Raw genomic sequence first — 16,406 nt, 5'->3', positions numbered from 1 at the left:
TGTCGCTGGCTGTCATCGCCCGCTGTCAGCGCCAGCTGTGGTCGACAGCCGTGATCGAATGATCGGATGCCCGCCTTTCGATCGTACGCATTAGGCTCGTCGCGTCCGGGCCATGCCATGGCGCGTGACATCACATTGCGAAGGGTCTGCCACCGTGCGCGAAGGTGCCGCTGAACGTCATGACCGCCTGCTGAACCTGGTACGCGAACGGGGCACCGTCCGGGTCGCCGACCTCGCCGTCGAGCTGCGGGTGTCCCCCGTCACCGCCCGCCGTGACGTGGAGACGCTGGCAGGCCGCGGGCTGCTCGACCGGGCGCACGGCTCGGTGTCCTGGCCCGAGCGGCGGGGTCCGGCCGGTACGGCGCCGGGCGGCGGCGGCCCGGTCATCGGGATGCTGGCGCCTGCGGCCGCCTACTACTTCGCCGAGGTGATCAGGGGCGCCCACGAAGCGGCGGCCAGGCTCGGCGCCCGGCTGATCCTGCGGGTCTCCGACTACCGCCCCGACGACGACGCCTCGCACGCGGCGGGGCTGCTCGCCGCCGGCGCCGAGGGCCTGCTGGTCGCGCCCAGTTGGACGGCCCCCGACCACCCGGCCCTGCACAGCGACTGGATCGCCCGGCTGCCGGTGGCCACGGTGCTGGTGGAGCGGGCCGGGGTGCCCGGCGGCCCGCTGGACGACATGGACCAGGTCAGGTCCGACCACGCGCACGGCGTGCTGATCGCCGTCCGGCACCTGGTCCGGCTCGGCCACGGGGCGCCGCTGCTGGTGGCGCGCTGGGACAGCCCGACCGCCATGGCCGTACGGGCCGGGTACGGGCGGGCGCTGGACGCGCTGGGGCTCACGGCGCCAGGGCCGATGATCGACTCGAACTCGCCCGAGCGTGACCCGGAGCTCTTCGAGCGCGCGGCGCTCGCGCTGCGCGACGCGGTGACGTCCGGTGAGGCGACGGCCGCGCTGATGCACAACGACGAGGACGCCACCTGGATCGTCCGGCGCCTGGCCGAGCTGGGCGTACGGGTGCCGGGCGACCTCGCCCTGATCACGTACGACGACGAGGTGGCGGCCCTCGCCGACACTCCGCTGACCGCCGTGGCGCCGCCCAAGCGCGAGGTGGGCGCAGCGGCGGCCGAACTGCTGATCGAGCGGCTCACCGGCAGGTCCGGCGGCGGCGCGGGGCCGGGCGCCGAGGTGACCCGCCGCCATCTGGAGCTGCTGCCGCGGCTGCGGGTGCGAGAATCCTGCGGCGCCCCGGCAAGATCGAAACAGCGCTAGACCCAGCCGTTTCGCTCATTTTTCGATCATTCAATCTTTCGCTCTTGACTTCGCTCACGGCTCCTCGAAGTATCACGGCACGCCTGTCCCCGCACGCATCAGGAGCCGCGCCGTGAGTCGCAGTTGGTCCCGTCCCATCCATGCCCTGGCCGGCGCCGCCACCGCGCTGGCCGCACTCGTGGCGCTCACGGCGTGCGGTGGCGGCGCCGAATCCCCGGCCCAGGGCACCGCCGAGCACCCGGTCACCGTCACGTTCTGGGCCTGGACCAAGGGATCCCAGGAGGTCGTGGACGCGTTCAACGCCTCCCACGACACGATCAAGGTGAAGTTCGAGGAGATCCCGTCGGGCGGTCTCGGCGGCTATCCCAAGATCGCCAATGCGGTGAAGGCGGGCATCGCGCCCGATCTGCTCTCCATCGAGTATCCGCAGCTCGGACAGTTCGTCAGCCAGGGCTCGCTGCAGGACCTCAGCGGCTATCTCACCCCGGCCGAGAAGCGGAAGTTCCTGCCGCAGACCATCGAGCTGACCACCCTGGGCGGCAAGAACTGGGCGATCCCGTCCGACGCCTCGCCGCAGATCTTCTACTACCGCAAGGACTTCTTCCAGCAGCACCACATCGCACTGCCGCGCACCTGGGCCGAGTTCCGCACGGCGGCGCAGCAGGTCAAGAAGATCGCGCCGGACACCAGGATCGCCACGTTCTTCCCCGACGATCCGACCTTCTTCCAGTCGATGGCCTGGCAGGCCGGCGCCGAGTGGTTCAAGACCGACCACGACGCCTGGCAGATCAACACGACGGACCCGGCGACGCTCAAGACCGCGAAGTACTGGCAGGGCATGATCGACGACAAGCTGATCAGCACCGCCTCGTCGTACAGCCCCGAGTGGACCAGCTCGCTCAAGGCGGGCACCACGCTCGGCTATCTCGGCGCCTCCTGGAGCGCGGGCACCCTCGCCGGGATCGTGCCGGAGGAGAAGGGCAAGTGGGCGGCCGTACAGATGCCGAGCTGGGACGCGGCCAAGCCGTCCAGCGGCATGATCCAGGGCTCGTCCTTCGCGGTCAGCAAGAACAGCAAGAAGACGGCCGCCGCCGTCCAGTTCGCCCTGTGGATGACCACGTCGAAGGAAGCCGTCCAGGCCAGGATCGGCGCGAGCACGTCGAGCGCCCTGCCCGCGGCCCCGGCCATGGTGCCGGTCGCGCAGAAGGCCTTCGACACCAGCTTCTACGGCGGCCAGGACCTCTACGCCCTGTACGAGAAGGCCGGCGCGACGATCAACCCGGACTGGATCTGGGGCCCGAGCACGGGCGCGACCAACGACGCGCTCGGTGACGCGCTGACCAAGGTCGTCGGCGGTACGTCCACCCTGCCCGAGGCGGTCAGGACGGCTCAGAAAGCCACTGTCGCCGATCTGAAGAAGCGCGGCCTGAAGGTCGAGGACCCCTCATGAGCACCGACGCAAGCACCAGTACCCGCACGAGCACCGATGTGAGCACCACGGCGAGCACCAGCGGAAGCACGAAGCGGCTGAAGACCAACAGGGCCCGCACCGGCCTCGCCGCCGGTGTGCTGCTCACTCCCTTCTTCGTCCTGTTCACCGTCGCGATGGTCGTCCCCATCGGCTACGCGCTCTGGCTCAGCCTGTTCACCGAGAAGTCGACCGGGCTCGGCTTCGACGGCCCCACGACCGTCTTCCACGGCCTCGGCAACTACGCGGCCGCACTCGGCGACTCCGCGTTCCGCGACGGGTTCTGGGTGCTGGCCAAGTACTGCGTGTTCTACATCCCGCTGATGGTCGGCGGCGCGCTCGTCCTGTCGCTGCTGCTGGACACCGCCCTGGCCAGGGCCCGCCGCTTCTTCCAGCTGGCGCTGTTCCTGCCGCACGCCATCCCCGGCCTGATCGCGGCGCTGATCTGGATCTACCTCTACACACCGGGGCTCAGCCCCGTCGTCAACGCCATGCACTCCGGCGGTATCGGCTTCGACTTCTTCTCGTCGGACGGCGCTTTGCCGTCCATCGTCAACATCGCCCTGTGGGAATGGCTCGGCTACAACGTCGTGATCTTCTACGCCTCGCTCCAGGCCGTCGACCGCTCCCTGCTGGAAGCGGCGACCGTGGACGGCGCTGGTCAGTGGCGGCTCGCCTTCAGCATCAAGATCCCGCTGATCCGCTCCTCCCTGATGCTCGTGCTGCTCTTCACGATCATCGGCTCGATGCAGCTGTTCACCGAACCGCTGATCCTCAGCGGCTCGGGCGCGGCCGTCACCAGCGCCTGGACGCCCAACATGTACGCCTACAGCGCGGCCTTCCAGCGCAACGACTACGGCCTCGCCGCCGCCGCTTCCGTCTTCATCGCCCTCGTCGCGGCCGTGCTGTCCTTCGTCGTCACCCGACTCTCCAACCGGAAGGAGGCGTCGGCGTCATGACGACTCCTCTCGTGGTCGACCCGGCCACCCAGCTCAGCTCGCAGCGTGGCCGCGACACCGGCCGCCGCTCCCCCGTCGGGGCCGCCCGCCGCCCCGGCACCAGCCGCTGGCTGTCCAAGTCCGCGGTCAACGGCGTCCTCGTACTGGCCGCCGCGTACACGCTCTTCCCGCTCGTCTGGCTGATCACGGCCTCGACCAAGGACGCCGGGAATCTGCTGGGCGGTGACGTCTTCTCGTTCGAGGGCTTCAACCTCGGCAACAACCTCTCCGAGCTGTCGTCCTACCAGGACGGCATCTACTTCCGCTGGTACGGCAACTCGCTGCTCTACGCCGGCATCGGCGCCCTCGGCTGCTCGCTGGTGAGCATCGCCGCCGGGTACGCCTTCGACAAGTACCGCTTCCGGGGCAAGGAGAAGCTGTTCGCCGTCGTCCTGCTGGGGGTGCTGCTGCCGTCGACCGCGCTGTCGCTCCCGCTGTACCTGCTCGCCGTGAAGACGCACACCATCAACACCTACTGGTCCGTGCTGATACCCGTGCTCGTCAATCCGTTCGGCGTGTACCTGTCCCGGATCTTCAGCGCCGGCTATATCCCGAACGAGTCCCTGGAGGCGGCCAGGATCGACGGCGCCGGCGAATTCCGCACCTTCTGGTCGATCGGGCTGCGCATGGTGATGCCGGGGTTCGTGACCGTCTTCCTCTTCCAGTTCACCGCGATCTGGAACAACTTCTTCCTCCCCCTGGTGATGCTCTCCGACAAGAACCTGTATCCACTGAGCCTCGGGCTCTACAACTGGCACAGCAACGCCAACGCCACCCCGGACTTCTATCCGATGGTGGTCACCGGGTCCCTCCTCGCCGTCGTCCCGCTGATCGTCGCGTTCATCGCGCTGCAACGGCACTGGAAGGCCGGCCTCACCGCAGGCAGCGTCAAATGACCGACGCTGATCGACCGTCGCCGATCGACCGACGCCGGACGACCGCCGGGTGACCGGCCCCCAGTGACCAGCCCCACGTGATCCCGAGGAGCACACGTCCCACCATGCACCACACCACTGACAACCGGCCGTCCGCGCTGCTCGCCATGAGTCCGGGCATCGCGGACCGGCTGCTGACCGCCGCCCACCGCACCCGGCTCACCGGTCTCGTCCGCACCGACCTGGCCCTGACGGCCCATCAGCTCACCGACCCGACCCCGGCGGTCGCCGCCGCGCTCGCCGACGCCGAACTGCTGCTCACCAGCTGGGGCGCGCCGCCCCTCACCGCCGAGGTGCTGGCGGCGGCGCCCCGGCTGCGCGCCGTCGTGCACGCGGCGGGCACCGTCAAGCACCACATCACCGAGGCGTGCTGGGAGCGCGGCATCACGGTCACCTCCGCCGCCGCGGCCAACGCCGTGCCGGTCGCCGAGTACACGCTGGCCGCGATCCTCTTCGCCGGCAAGAACGTCCTCGGCTCGGCCCGCCGCTACCGGGAGCTGCGCACCGAGCACGACTGGCGCGCGGAGCTGGACGGCGCGGGCAACTACCGCCGTACGGTCGGGCTCGTCGGCGCCTCCCGCATCGGCCGCCGGGTGGCCGAGCTGCTGCGGCCGTTCGATCTCGACGTCCTGCTGTACGACCCGTACGTCGACGCCGAAGCGGCGGCGGCGCTCGGCGCGGCGGCCGTACCGCTCGACGAGCTGTGCGCGCGCAGCTCGATCGTCTCCGTACATGCCCCGCAGCTCGCGGCGACGCACCACATGATCGGCGCGGCGCAGCTCGCGGCCATGGCGGACGGCGCGACGCTGATCAACACCTCGCGCGGCTCGCTCGTGGACGAGCGGGCGCTGCTGCCCGAGCTGGTCTCCGGCCGGCTGCACGCCGTACTGGACGTGACGGAGCCGGAACTGCCGCCTGCGGATTCGCCGTTGTACGACCTGCCGAACGTGCTGCTCACCCCGCATGTGGCGGGTTCGCTCGGCAACGAGATCCACCGTATGGCGGACCAGGCGCTCGACGAGATCGAGCGCTACACGAAGGGCCTGCCCTTCGCCGATCCCGTACTCCCGGCGGCGCTGCACCTCTCCGCGTAGCCCGCGGCGCCGGACGGCGTACGCACCGAGGCCCGGTGCCCCCGCGAGGGGACACCGGGCCTCGGTGTACTGAACAGACTGAGCAGCGACGCGCTACGTCAGTGGCTGTGCCCGTGGCCGCCGGCCGCCTCGGGCTCCTCCTCCGCCGGCTTCTCGACGACCAGGGTCTCGGTCGTGAGCAGCAGGGCGGCGATGGAAGCGGCGTTCTCCAGCGCGGAGCGGGTGACCTTGACCGGGTCGATGACGCCGGCCTTCACCAGGTCGACGTACTCGCCGGTCGCGGCGTTGAAGCCGTGGCCCTTGTCGAGCTCGGAGACCTTCGCGGTGATGACGTAGCCCTCCAGGCCCGCGTTCTCCGCGATCCAGCGCAGCGGCTCGACGACGGCGCGGCGGACGACGGCGACACCGGTGGCCTCGTCGCCCTCCTTGCCGAGGTTGCCTTCGAGCACCTTGGCGGCGTGCACCAGGGCGGAGCCACCACCGGAGACGATGCCCTCCTCGACCGCGGCGCGGGTCGCGGAGATGGCGTCCTCCAGACGGTGCTTCTTCTCCTTGAGCTCCACCTCGGTGGCGGCACCCACGGAGATCACGCACACGCCGCCGGCCAGCTTCGCGAGGCGCTCCTGGAGCTTCTCGCGGTCCCAGTCGGAGTCCGTGGACTCGATCTCGGCCTTGATCTGGTTGACGCGGCCGACGACCTCGGTGCTGTCGCCACCACCGTCGACGATCGTCGTGTCGTCCTTGGTGATCGTGACGCGGCGGGCGGAGCCCAGCACGTCGAGACCGGCCTGGTCGAGCTTGAGGCCGACCTCCTCGGCGATGACGGTCGCACCGGTGAGGGTGGCGATGTCGCCGAGCATGGCCTTGCGGCGGTCACCGAAGCCGGGGGCCTTCACCGCGACGGCGTTGAAGGTGCCACGGATCTTGTTGACGACGAGGGTGGAGAGCGCCTCGCCCTCGACATCCTCGGCGATGATCAGCAGCGGCTTGGAGCCACCCGCCTGGATGACCTTCTCCAGCAGCGGCAGCATGTCCTGGATGGAGGAGATCTTGCCCTGGTTGATCAGGATGTACGGGTCGTCGAGGACGGCCTCCATACGCTCCTGGTCGGTCACCATGTACGGCGACAGGTAACCCTTGTCGAAGGCCATGCCCTCGGTGAAGTCCAGCTCAAGGCCGAAGGTGTTGGACTCCTCGACGGTGATGACACCGTCCTTGCCGACCTTGTCCATCGCCTCGGCGATGAGGTCACCGACCTGCTGGTCCTGCGCGGAGAGCGCGGCCACGGCGGCGATGTCGGACTTGTCGTCGATCGGGCGCGCGGTCGCCAGCAGCTCCTGCGAGACGGCGGCGACGGCTGCGTCGATGCCCTTCTTCAGGGCGGCGGGGGAAGCACCGGCGGCGACGTTGCGCAGGCCCTCGCGGACCAGCGCCTGGGCCAGCACGGTCGCGGTGGTGGTGCCGTCACCCGCGATGTCGTTGGTCTTGGTCGCCACCTCCTTCACCAGCTGCGCGCCCAGGTTCTCGTACGGGTCGTCGAGCTCGACCTCGCGGGCGATCGTGACACCGTCGTTGGTGATGGTCGGGGCGCCGAACTTCTTGTCGATGACGACGTTGCGGCCCTTGGGGCCGATCGTCACCTTCACCGTGTCGGCAAGCTTGTTGACGCCGCGCTCGAGGGCGCGACGGGCGTCCTCGTCGAACTTCAGGATCTTCGCCATTAGAGCTTCTGTGTCCTCTCAAATGAACTGCGCCCCCGTCCGCCCGGCAATCGCAGGGGGGCCGAGGGCGCAGATCAAAAGCAAACGAACTGGTGAATTACTTCTCGATGATCGCGAGAACGTCGCGAGCCGAGAGGACGAGGTACTCCTCGCCGCTGTACTTCACCTCGGTGCCGCCGTACTTGCTGTAAAGAACGACGTCGCCGACGGAAACGTCGAGCGGAAGCCGCTCGCCGTTCTCGAAACGGCCCGGACCGACTGCCAGGACGACGCCCTCCTGGGGCTTCTCCTTCGCAGTGTCCGGGATGACCAGGCCAGAGGCCGTGGTCTGCTCGGCGTCGAGCGGCTGGACCACAATGCGGTCCTCGAGCGGCTTGATGGCAACCTTGGTGCTGGCGGTCGTCACGATCCGACCTCCCCCTTCGGAGATCTCACGGGGTTAACTGTCTGGGGTGGCGACAGCTGGGATCCGTCGTCGCGGGAGCCGGACCTGCTTGTCGCGCTTTGGCACTCTCCAGTGGGGAGTGCCAGACCTGAGACTATGACCGCGGTTAGCACTCGGTCAAGCGGAGTGCCAGCGGGCGGGCGCGTGGCGGATCCGCGCGGATCACGAAACCGCTGGCCGGAGGCGGCCGTTCCGTACGAAAGTACGAGCGTGACAAACCCTCTCGACCCGGTGTCCTCCGCTGACGCGGCGCCCTCCGCCGATGCGGCACCCTCCGCCGACGCGGCGCGGCCGACGCGTGGCGCCGACGCGTTCCTGGCCTTCGTCGTCCTGGTCGCCGACGCCATGCTCCTGGGGATCGGCACGCTGCTGCTGATCTTCGCCCAGCTCGACGTGGGCCCCCGCGACCTGCCGCCGCGCACGGTGCCGGAGATGGACTGGGCGCCGCTGCTCTCGTACGGCGTCCCGGTGCTGCTGATCGCGCTGTCGGTCTGGTGGTTCGTACGGAGCAGGCACCCGATCACCGTCTGCGTACAGGTCCTGGTGGTGCTGGTGGTCGGCGGGGCGATGCTGGCGGTGACGGCACGGGCCTACCAGCACGCGCACCCGCCGCCGCGGCCCCCGCAGCGCCACTACGTGCCGTGCTACAGCGGCAGCGGCGACTGCCCGGGCGGCTGAGCGCGGCAGCCCCCGTGGCGGCCGGGGTCAGACGTAGTCCTCCAGCTTGGCCACGGCGAAGCCGCTGTCGGTGATCCGCTTCAGCAGCGACCTGATCAGGTCCGGCATCGACGCCTTCCAGTCGGAACGGCCCCTGAAGTGGGTAAGGATGATGTCGCCGGGGTCCAGGTGCTGGTCGGCGTCCCGCCAGTCCATGTGGTCGGGGAACGCCTCGGTCTCCCACAGCGGTACGGCGGTCACTCCGCACGCCTTGGCGATACGCAGCGTGTCGGCGTTGTAGTTGCCGAACGGCGGCCGGAAGAGCGTCGGCCGCTTCCCGTAGTGCTTGGCGAGCTTGTCCTGCTGGTCGCAGATCTCGTGCCGCTGCTGGGCCGGGGTGAGCTTGGGAAGGTAAAGGTGGTGCAGGGTGTGGTTGTTCAGCGAGACGCCGAGGTTCTGCGCCTTCTTGAAGTAGCCGTAGTCGTCGCTGATCAGGTAGTCGCTGAGGAACGCGCTGTACGGAATGCGCAGCTCGGACATCATCCGCAGCAGCTCGGGGTCCTTCTCGGCGCCGTCGTCCATGGTCAGGAAGACGACCTTGTCCTTGACGGGGACGGTCGTGAACACCGGTGGCAGTCCCGCGTCGCCGCCCCTGACCTCGAAGCCCTTGCGGGTGGTGATCTTCGGCTTGACCGCGGGCGGCGGGGGCGCGAGCAGGGGCACCTTGCGCAGCCCCCACTTCTTGGCCAGGGCGACCCGGGCGAGCTGGCCGCGCTTGAGCAGGTCCGCCTGTGCGGCCACGGCCCCGGCCGGTCCGCCCAGCGCCTGCGCGGCCTGCGCCGCCTGCGGCCCGGCGGCGGGCTTGGCGGGTACGGGACGCAGGGCCGGCTTCGATGCGGGAGCGGCGGGCGGGAAGGTGATCGGGCGGACATCGAGCGGCAGGGGCATCGGCCGGGACGTGGGGCCGCCCCCGGCGCCGTCCGCCCCTGCGGCGCAGCCGGAGCCGATCGCGGCGACCAGCAGCACCGCGAGTGCCGTACGGGTACGCCGGACGCCCCGGAGCCGGGCCCGCGCCTGCGCCCTCAGCCGCGCTGTTGCCGCCCCTTTGGTCACCGCATCTTCCTTTTGTCTTACTAGTTGCATGGCCCCGCATCCTGTCAGCGCTGCGGGCCGCCGCCCGGCAGACACCTCCGCCCGAAGCGCGCGGTCCCCCGGCTGGCCCACAATGGCCGGGTGACCGACCGCACGCCCGCCCCGCACCCGTCGCCCACCCCGCACCCCGCGCCCGCCCCGTCGCCCGCCTCCGCCGGCCTGGCGCCGCTGCTGTCGGCCGAGGGCCAGGCGCTCCTCGCCGAACTGCGCGACCACGACCCCGCGACGGAACTCGCCCTCGCCACCCGGCTGCGCCGTGACCACCCGGCCGAACTGGTCTCGGCGGCGCTGGCGCAGGCGCGGCTGCGCCAGCGCGCGGTGGCGAAGTTCGGCGCCGAGGACGCGTACCGGATGTTCTTCACGCCCAACGGCGTCGAACAGGCCACCCGCACCGTGGTCGCCGCCCACCGGGCCGCCCGCTTCCGCCGCACCGGCGCGCGCCGGATCACCGACCTGTGCTGCGGGATCGGCGGGGACGCACTCGCCCTGGCCCGCGCGGGGTTCGCCGTGACGGCCGTCGATCTGGACGGTCCGACGTGCGAGATCGCGGCGGCCAACCTCCGTACGCTGGCGCCCGCCGCGCCCCCGGCGACCGTGCTCAACGCCGACGTCCTGACCCACGACCTGTCGGACGCCGAGGCCGTCTTCGTCGACCCGGCCCGGCGCGGCGGCCGGGGCAGGATCTTCGACCCCGAGGCGTACGCGCCGCCGCTGTCCTGGGCGATCGAAGCGGTACGCCGGGTCGGCACGGGAGCCGTCAAGATCGCCCCCGGCATCCCGCACGAACTCGTCCCCGACGACTTCGAGGCGGAGTGGATCTCGGCGGGCGGCGACGTGAAGGAGGCGGTGCTCTGGCACGCGCCGGACGCTTCGTCCGACATCACCCCCGGCACCCGCCGCGCCACCCTGCTCCCCACCGGCGCGACCCTCACCACCCGCGGCCTCCCCAACCCCCCGGTCCGCCCACTCGGCCGCTACCTCTACGAACCGGACGGCGCCGTCATCCGTGCCCACCTGGTGGCCGAGGCAGCCGAAGACCTCGCCGGCGGCCTGATCGACGAGACGATCGCGTACATCACCTCCGACCACCTGCGCCCCACCCCGTACGCCACGGCCTACGAGATCACCGACCAACTCCCCTTCGGCCTGAAGAAACTGAAGGCGCTTCTCCGCGAACGCGAGGTGGGCGTACTGACGGTGAAGAAACGCGGCTCGGCGGTGGAACCGGAAGAACTCCGCCGCCGCATGAAACTCAAGGGCCCGAACGCCACGACGGTCTTCCTGACGAGAGTCGCCGGAGCCCCGACGATGCTGCTCGGCGCCCCCGCCAAAGGGGCCGAAAATCTCTGACGTCCCCTCACGGTCCCCTGTTTATAGTATTGACGGCAAGATCCATACGGGGTGATGAACGACTGTCCGGGGGGATCATGGTGGACCGGCCCGATCTCGACGTCTCGGAGGACGACCTGACACGCCTGTCGGGCGACCTGGACGACATGCAGCAGCATCTGAACAGCCAGGTACGGCGGATGGACGCGATCGTCGACCGCATCGAGGCAGGCTGGCAGGGCGCGGCCGCCACCGGATACCGCGACCTGCACCGAGGCGCCGCCGAGGACGCCGTACGCATCCGTGAGGTCCTGGTCGTCATCGAAGAGGCAGTCCGCCTGAGCCGCGACGGGTTCACCCACCAGGAACTCGAAACGCTACGCCGGATGCGCGGCGCCGAGTCCCAGGTCGACGTGGCGGGCGAGGCGGCGAAACTGTCCGACGACACCTCCCCGCCTCAGAGCCGCATCCTCGACATCTGACCGATCTGAGCCATCGCATCCAACCGGGGGGAACAGATGCCGGACGACGACCACATCAAGGTCAGCTTCGCCACGTTGCGCGAACTCGCGGGTGAGCTGGAGGACATACTCAAACAGCTGAACCAGCGCCTCGACTCGCTCTACGACCGTACGGAGAAGGTCGTCCTGAGCTGGGACGGCCAGGCGCGGGACGCCTTCGTCGACGAATTCGACACCTGGGACCGCTCGATGCAGGACCTCCAGGCCGCCCAGGCCTGGCTCCACGAGGTCGTGACGACGGGCCACGCCAACTACGCGGCGGCACACCGGGCGGTGCTGCGCGGCTGGGGAGCAGCCTGATGGCCACCCCACCACCGCCCCAGCCCTCACCGTCCGCTTCGCCGTCCGCAGGCGACGCACCGCCTGTACCGCCGATGCCCGACCGGACGCCCAGTCCTACCCCTGGCCCGTCCCCCGATCCGAACTACGAACCGCCGCCCCCGCCGCCCACCGGGGCGGACGGTCTGCCCAGCGACAAGCGCCGCAAGTGGGAGCGGGAACAGCTGAAGCAGCCGGCGCCGGACGCGGGAGGCGGCTTCGACGTGCGGCCCGGCCACGTCTACTACACGTCCGCACTCGTGCGCGACGAGCAGTTCACGTTCCACAAGGCCGGCCAGCAGATGGTCGAGGACGTCGACCATCGCCAGGCCGCGGGCAAGGGCGAGGGCCCCGACGCGTTCGCCGCCGCGTACGAGGATGTCGCCAAACGGTTCCTCGACGTGTGGGCCAGATGCATCCAGAGCATCGGCGGCGTGGCCGTCGGACTCACGGAAACGGCCAACCACTACCAGGCCGCAGACTGGGCAGCGCGCAAAATACAGGGCCCGCCGCCCCGCAGGGACCCGCCGATCGGCGTCGGCAACACGCACTACGGTCCTGTCGCCTCCATCAAGTGGACCGGCACGGGAGACGGCACGGACATCCCGTTCGTGGCCGGGATAGGCAACTTCCCCGACTTTCTCTCCGACTTGATCGAGCCGGCCATCAAAGAGGGACTCCGGCTCGGGAAGACCCACGACATCACGCCGGGCGCGGACAGTGACGATCTGCGTGGCATCGGGGACGGCTGGAAGCGGACCGGAGACTCCGCGAAAACGTCGGCCGGTAACTTCGCGGGGATCATCGGCTATCTGACGGACGACGGAAACAGCGAATGGCAGGCCGCGATGAACGGCTTCTGCCAGTCCATCTGGGGAACGACACCGTGGGGCGAACCGCGCAACGCGGACGGCACAGCGGTGCCCAAGGGCTCCTCCGGGGGACGGGAATGGCGCACCAACCCGTCGAAGAAACCCGGTGAGCGACAACCCGTCATTGAGGTGCTGCAGAAGACGGCGAATGCCGTGAAGAAGGCGTGCGACGACCTGGCCACCACGGCGGACACCACCAGGGAGACCACGTCCCGGCTCGGTTCCGAGGCCGCGAAGGCGACCGTGAAGGACCTCACGACCGGTCTTGACTTCGGGGAGCTGACGCGGCTGGGCTCCACCTTGGCGTTCGGCGAGATCGTCATGACGTTCCGGTCCCACATGGACAAGTCAGGTGTGGACGCCGCCGTGGACGCGTACCAGCAGGCCTTCCACGATGCCGCCGCGACGCTCAGCGGCCTGCTCCCCGAGCTGGAGGAGGCGTACCAGAGCGCGCCGACCTACCAGTCGGAGGAGGCTCGGGCCGAGGGGTTCGGCGCCCGGTCCCTCGACGAGTTCAAACCACGGCACCGTTGGACGAAGGACGGGGACACCGCCAACGGCAACTACCAGCTCGACCTGGCATCGACGGAGTGGCTGAACAACTCGCACACGCTCAACAAACATGTCGGGCTGACCGACGACCAGCTCGCCCAGCGGCTGCGCGACGATTTGAAGAAACCGCCGCGACCCGGCACCGCCTGGCCGTACGGACAGCCGAAGATAGGAAACGCATCGACGTTCCCGGACATCGACACGGCGCAACGACTCACGCAGTACACGATTGACCGGAACAACAGCAAGATCAGCACCTGGCTCGCGACCCAGCCCAATCCCAAAGAACCGCGTCTCGATATTCGAGTGGATCATCCGGCCAACCCGGATGAATTCAGCGGACGCAGTATCGACAGGACGGAGATGCAGACGTCACCCTTCCCGTCGGGCAAGGCAACGGACGTGAAGGGCGTCGAAACCCGCCTGGCGTATGATCCGGACCTGGACCCTCCCTTCACCGTGGTGACGTCCATGCCGGTGGCCGCGAAGCCCGGCACAGGCCCTTAATGCCCCGCCAGGAAACAAGGGAGGCTATTTTGACGCCGATTCGAGACCATTGGCGACTGCCCGGCGCCAGAGAACTGCTGTCGATCGTCGACCACAAAGGCATCCCGGACGACCGCACCGAATGGGAGCCCGCGCTGGCATCCTCGATTCGAGGGCTCTATTACGCCGCGAGCGGCGGCGGTCGGACCCTGCACGAGACTGCTGCTCAACTACGCACGGCTGCCGATCTGTTCATCGACGATCCCGGCTCATCCGTACTGGAGAACATTCCCAGGACAGTCACTCCCGAGAAAACACCCGCAGTCCTCCGGGAAATCGCGGAGCATCTCGACACATGGAAGCCTTTCCCGGCCGAAGGCAGAACCTGTCCCGTCAGGACGACAGCCACCGAACTCGAATTCCGATTCCCTCGGTTGAGTCAGATCCTGCCCATCTACTTCGGTCAGGACGGTCTTGCCGTCTCGGACGACATGAGCGACGCGACCACCGAGGAGGGCATCGCCATGGTGATCAACGAGGCTCACCCTGCCTGTCCGTGGCACCTGCCTGCCGTGGCCGGCGAGTGCTATGAGGCGTTGGCCACGTTCCAGACCGAGGAACGATTGGATCTGTTCTTCACCGGCGTGATCCACGGCGGCTCCAGCTACGCGGACTTCACGGAATTCTTCCCCATGCTCGCGCAAGCCTGCATCGACCACATGACGGAGTTCCACCCAGTCAGCTGGGACGGACGCTGACCACATCCAGGCAGGGCAATCAATCATGCGAACGCGCAGCGCCAGCTATCCCGACCGGGAGACCGCCCAGTGGGCCACGCAGCAGGTGGTGACGTGGAACGAGCAGGCGATTCATCGGTGGCTCGCTCAGAACACCCGACAGCGGCTCACCGTCGAGGCCGCCTGGCCTTCGCGGGCCGAGCCCGTGGGGCGGGTGTTGTTGCAGGCCATGATGCTGGCCGGGCGGGAGCCTGTGGACGTGCGGGCCGCTCGGGTCGTGCTCAAGCGGGACGCCGGCAGTCCGCACGGCTTCACCGTCCACGCCACCTTCCCGATCCACCTCTAGAGGCAGGCCGTCCATGTCCCTGAAGCCCCTCGAACACGACCGTAAGTACGGCGAGTTGGATCAGGTCATCCGTGCGTTCGTGGGCAGGACCGCCGACGACGAGGAAGCGCTGGCCGGCTATCTGCGGCATACCTGGCGTACCCGACCGTGGGCGCTCGCCGTGGCCGAGGAGCAGTTGCGGCAGTACGCCGAACATCCGCCGGGGCGGCTGCGGCTGCGGCTCGGTGAGTTCTATCCGGTGCCCGATGTCGGACTGACCGACTCCGAGATCCAGGCGTGGCTGCTGTCCCTCGCCGATCGCATCAAAGTAAGCGTCGAGAACGGCGCGGCACCGCCGGCCTCGACTCCGCGGACCCATGGCGAGTGGCATGCCCGCTTCCCCGAACTCGCGCAGTTCCTGGGCGGGTGGTTCTCGCAGGACATGCCCGACGAGTTCGAGGATCACGACGCGGCGCTCCAGGACTACCTCGACACCACCGACCCCGGCCTGGTCGCCGCGCTCGCCGGGGAGCTGGCCGAGCTGTTGGCGCTGCCGCTCGGGGAGTCCGACCACGCCGTCGCCGTCGCCGAGCTGGGCATGGAGATGGATCCTCCCGAGCCCTACTCCCCCAGCGGCTGGCTCGCCGCCCTCGCCGTCCGGCTCAGGTGATCGGGGGCTCGGCGGGCACGAGTTACCGGTCCGCTTCGGAGGTGCCGCCTGTTCGTTCGTCTTGTGTGTCCGTCTCCGGGGACCGGCAGTGGATGCGGATGCCCGTGGCGTCCGGGGCGTGGTGGGGGCGGAGGACCAGGTGGTCGTCGTAGTCGCCGCCGTTCTGGTGGCGGTAGGAGATCGGGGGCGTTTGCGGGAGGGTGAGGAGGCGGTCGCGTAGCTGGGCCGCGGCCGTCGCGTAGTCGGCGTCCGACAGGGCTACCGCGCCGTTGACGACCAGTGGGGGGACGACGTCCATGCCCGTGTACCAGAGCGTGCCGTGCAGGACGGGGAACAGGACCTCGTTGATGTCGCCGTGGATCCCGCGCGGGCCCGTCGTGGCGGCGTTCGCGCCGACCGTCGTCACCACCATGGCCCGCCTGCCGGTCAGGCCACCGTTGCCGTAGCGCTGGGCGCGGCCGGTTTCCGGGTCGAGGACGCCTTGCGCGTAGCCCTGCACGAACAGCCGGTCGAACCAGCCCTTCAGGATGGCCGGCACGCTGAACCACCAGAGCGGGAACTGCACGATCAGCGTGTCCGCCCGGTCCAGTTTGGCCTGTTCGCGGCGGATGTCGTCGCTGAGCGTCCCCGACTCGAAGGCCTGCTGGGACTCGTTGAGTACGTCGAGCCGCTTCACCGGGTCGTGCTGGAAGTCGGCATGGTCGACGACCGGGTTCCACTTCATGGCGTACAGGTCCGACTCCACCACCTCGTGCCCGTGTTCGCGCAGCACGGCGATCCCCTCGTCGCGCAACGCGCCGTTCAGCGAGCGCGGGTCGGGGTGGGCCGACACCCAGAGCACCTGCATGGAGTC

Annotated in this window: 17 protein-coding genes; 13 read left to right on the top strand and 4 right to left on the bottom strand. The window is 69.4% G+C overall.

Annotation, left to right across the window (positions count from 1 at the left end):
* Nucleotides 1–154 precede the first annotated feature (154 nt).
* From OHS57_RS23555 to OHS57_RS23535, 5 genes are all read left to right on the top strand, one after another.
* Nucleotides 155–1,273 carry a substrate-binding domain-containing protein gene (locus tag OHS57_RS23555; protein WP_041985542.1) on the top strand — a complete coding sequence of 373 codons (1,119 nt, stop codon included), beginning with the start codon at nt 155–157 and terminating at the stop codon, nt 1,271–1,273.
* Between the two features lie 112 nt (nt 1,274–1,385).
* Entirely contained in the window at nt 1,386–2,723 is a 1,338-nt protein-coding gene (locus OHS57_RS23550; protein WP_041985544.1) for an ABC transporter substrate-binding protein, read from the top strand.
* Nucleotides 2,720–3,700, top strand: coding sequence for a carbohydrate ABC transporter permease (locus tag OHS57_RS23545; RefSeq protein ID WP_041985547.1), 981 nt, complete (start codon nt 2,720–2,722; stop codon nt 3,698–3,700). The genes OHS57_RS23550 and OHS57_RS23545 overlap by 4 nt, the downstream gene beginning before the upstream one ends.
* Nucleotides 3,697–4,635 (top strand): carbohydrate ABC transporter permease, encoded by a 939-nt coding sequence (locus tag OHS57_RS23540; RefSeq protein ID WP_078863462.1) that lies wholly within the window; start codon nt 3,697–3,699, stop codon nt 4,633–4,635. Before OHS57_RS23545 ends, OHS57_RS23540 begins: the two co-directional genes overlap by 4 nt.
* A gap of 104 nt (nt 4,636–4,739) precedes the next feature.
* Nucleotides 4,740–5,768 (top strand): hydroxyacid dehydrogenase, encoded by a 1,029-nt coding sequence (locus OHS57_RS23535; protein WP_328583248.1) that lies wholly within the window; start codon nt 4,740–4,742, stop codon nt 5,766–5,768.
* Between the two features lie 98 nt (nt 5,769–5,866).
* Here OHS57_RS23535 and groL read toward each other — a convergent pair whose 3' ends face one another.
* Nucleotides 5,867–7,489: a chaperonin GroEL gene (groL, locus tag OHS57_RS23530; RefSeq protein ID WP_041985555.1), complete on the bottom strand. Its 1,623-nt coding sequence runs from the start codon at nt 7,487–7,489 to the stop codon at nt 5,867–5,869.
* A gap of 97 nt (nt 7,490–7,586) precedes the next feature.
* The gene (groES, locus tag OHS57_RS23525; protein WP_023539274.1) at nt 7,587–7,895 is read right to left on the bottom strand and encodes a co-chaperone GroES; all 309 of its coding nucleotides are present in this window, start codon (nt 7,893–7,895) and stop codon (nt 7,587–7,589) included.
* Nucleotides 7,896–8,144: 249 nt separating this feature from the next.
* Between groES and OHS57_RS23520 the strand changes: the two genes are divergently transcribed.
* Nucleotides 8,145–8,612 carry a DUF6234 family protein gene (locus tag OHS57_RS23520; protein WP_328583247.1) on the top strand — a complete coding sequence of 156 codons (468 nt, stop codon included), beginning with the start codon at nt 8,145–8,147 and terminating at the stop codon, nt 8,610–8,612.
* A gap of 27 nt (nt 8,613–8,639) precedes the next feature.
* Here OHS57_RS23520 and OHS57_RS23515 read toward each other — a convergent pair whose 3' ends face one another.
* On the bottom strand, nt 8,640–9,734 hold the full coding sequence (locus OHS57_RS23515) for a polysaccharide deacetylase family protein (RefSeq protein WP_443042947.1): 1,095 nt from the start codon (nt 9,732–9,734) through the stop codon (nt 8,640–8,642).
* 90 nt (nt 9,735–9,824) lie between these two features.
* Between OHS57_RS23515 and OHS57_RS23510 the strand changes: the two genes are divergently transcribed.
* From OHS57_RS23510 to OHS57_RS23480, 7 genes are all read left to right on the top strand, one after another.
* On the top strand, nt 9,825–11,093 hold the full coding sequence (locus OHS57_RS23510; protein WP_443042946.1) for a THUMP-like domain-containing protein: 1,269 nt from the start codon (nt 9,825–9,827) through the stop codon (nt 11,091–11,093).
* A gap of 77 nt (nt 11,094–11,170) precedes the next feature.
* On the top strand, nt 11,171–11,554 hold the full coding sequence (locus tag OHS57_RS23505; protein ID WP_328583245.1) for a WXG100 family type VII secretion target: 384 nt from the start codon (nt 11,171–11,173) through the stop codon (nt 11,552–11,554).
* A gap of 36 nt (nt 11,555–11,590) precedes the next feature.
* Nucleotides 11,591–11,893: a WXG100 family type VII secretion target gene (locus tag OHS57_RS23500; RefSeq protein ID WP_328583244.1), complete on the top strand. Its 303-nt coding sequence runs from the start codon at nt 11,591–11,593 to the stop codon at nt 11,891–11,893.
* Entirely contained in the window at nt 11,893–13,842 is a 1,950-nt protein-coding gene (locus OHS57_RS23495) for an RNase A-like domain-containing protein (protein ID WP_041985573.1), read from the top strand. The genes OHS57_RS23500 and OHS57_RS23495 overlap by 1 nt, the downstream gene beginning before the upstream one ends.
* Before the next feature lie 29 nt (nt 13,843–13,871).
* Entirely contained in the window at nt 13,872–14,579 is a 708-nt protein-coding gene (locus OHS57_RS23490; protein WP_328583243.1) for a hypothetical protein, read from the top strand.
* A gap of 25 nt (nt 14,580–14,604) precedes the next feature.
* Nucleotides 14,605–14,904, top strand: a complete 300-nt coding sequence (locus tag OHS57_RS23485) for an RNase A-like domain-containing protein (protein WP_041985577.1) — start codon at nt 14,605–14,607, stop codon at nt 14,902–14,904.
* Nucleotides 14,905–14,917: 13 nt separating this feature from the next.
* On the top strand, nt 14,918–15,553 hold the full coding sequence (locus tag OHS57_RS23480; RefSeq protein ID WP_328583242.1) for a contact-dependent growth inhibition system immunity protein: 636 nt from the start codon (nt 14,918–14,920) through the stop codon (nt 15,551–15,553).
* 22 nt (nt 15,554–15,575) lie between these two features.
* Here OHS57_RS23480 and OHS57_RS23475 read toward each other — a convergent pair whose 3' ends face one another.
* Nucleotides 15,576–16,400, bottom strand: coding sequence for an NAD(P)H-dependent oxidoreductase (locus OHS57_RS23475; RefSeq protein ID WP_328583241.1), 825 nt, complete (start codon nt 16,398–16,400; stop codon nt 15,576–15,578).
* Between the last annotated feature and the right edge of the window lie 6 nt (nt 16,401–16,406).

Source organism: Streptomyces sp. NBC_00370, assembly GCF_036084755.1.
Taxonomy (GTDB): domain Bacteria; phylum Actinomycetota; class Actinomycetes; order Streptomycetales; family Streptomycetaceae; genus Streptomyces.
This window is presented reverse-complemented; position numbering and strand designations above follow the sequence as displayed.

Bases quoted from the DNA above. Each gene is read 5' to 3' on its own strand.
- OHS57_RS23495 (WP_041985573.1), top strand. From the start codon at position 11,893: ATGGCCACCCCACCACCGCCCCAGCCCTCACCGTCCGCTTCGCCGTCC.
- OHS57_RS23545 (WP_041985547.1), top strand. From the start codon at position 2,720: ATGAGCACCGACGCAAGCACCAGTACCCGCACGAGCACCGATGTGAGC.
- OHS57_RS23475 (WP_328583241.1), bottom strand. From the start codon at position 16,400: ATGCAGGTGCTCTGGGTGTCGGCCCACCCCGACCCGCGCTCGCTGAAC.
- OHS57_RS23535 (WP_328583248.1), top strand. From the start codon at position 4,740: ATGCACCACACCACTGACAACCGGCCGTCCGCGCTGCTCGCCATGAGT.
- OHS57_RS23515 (WP_443042947.1), bottom strand. From the start codon at position 9,734: ATGCAACTAGTAAGACAAAAGGAAGATGCGGTGACCAAAGGGGCGGCA.
- OHS57_RS23505 (WP_328583245.1), top strand. From the start codon at position 11,171: ATGGTGGACCGGCCCGATCTCGACGTCTCGGAGGACGACCTGACACGC.
- OHS57_RS23485 (WP_041985577.1), top strand. From the start codon at position 14,605: ATGCGAACGCGCAGCGCCAGCTATCCCGACCGGGAGACCGCCCAGTGG.
- OHS57_RS23500 (WP_328583244.1), top strand. From the start codon at position 11,591: ATGCCGGACGACGACCACATCAAGGTCAGCTTCGCCACGTTGCGCGAA.
- OHS57_RS23540 (WP_078863462.1), top strand. From the start codon at position 3,697: ATGACGACTCCTCTCGTGGTCGACCCGGCCACCCAGCTCAGCTCGCAG.
- OHS57_RS23480 (WP_328583242.1), top strand. From the start codon at position 14,918: ATGTCCCTGAAGCCCCTCGAACACGACCGTAAGTACGGCGAGTTGGAT.
- groL (WP_041985555.1), bottom strand. From the start codon at position 7,489: ATGGCGAAGATCCTGAAGTTCGACGAGGACGCCCGTCGCGCCCTCGAG.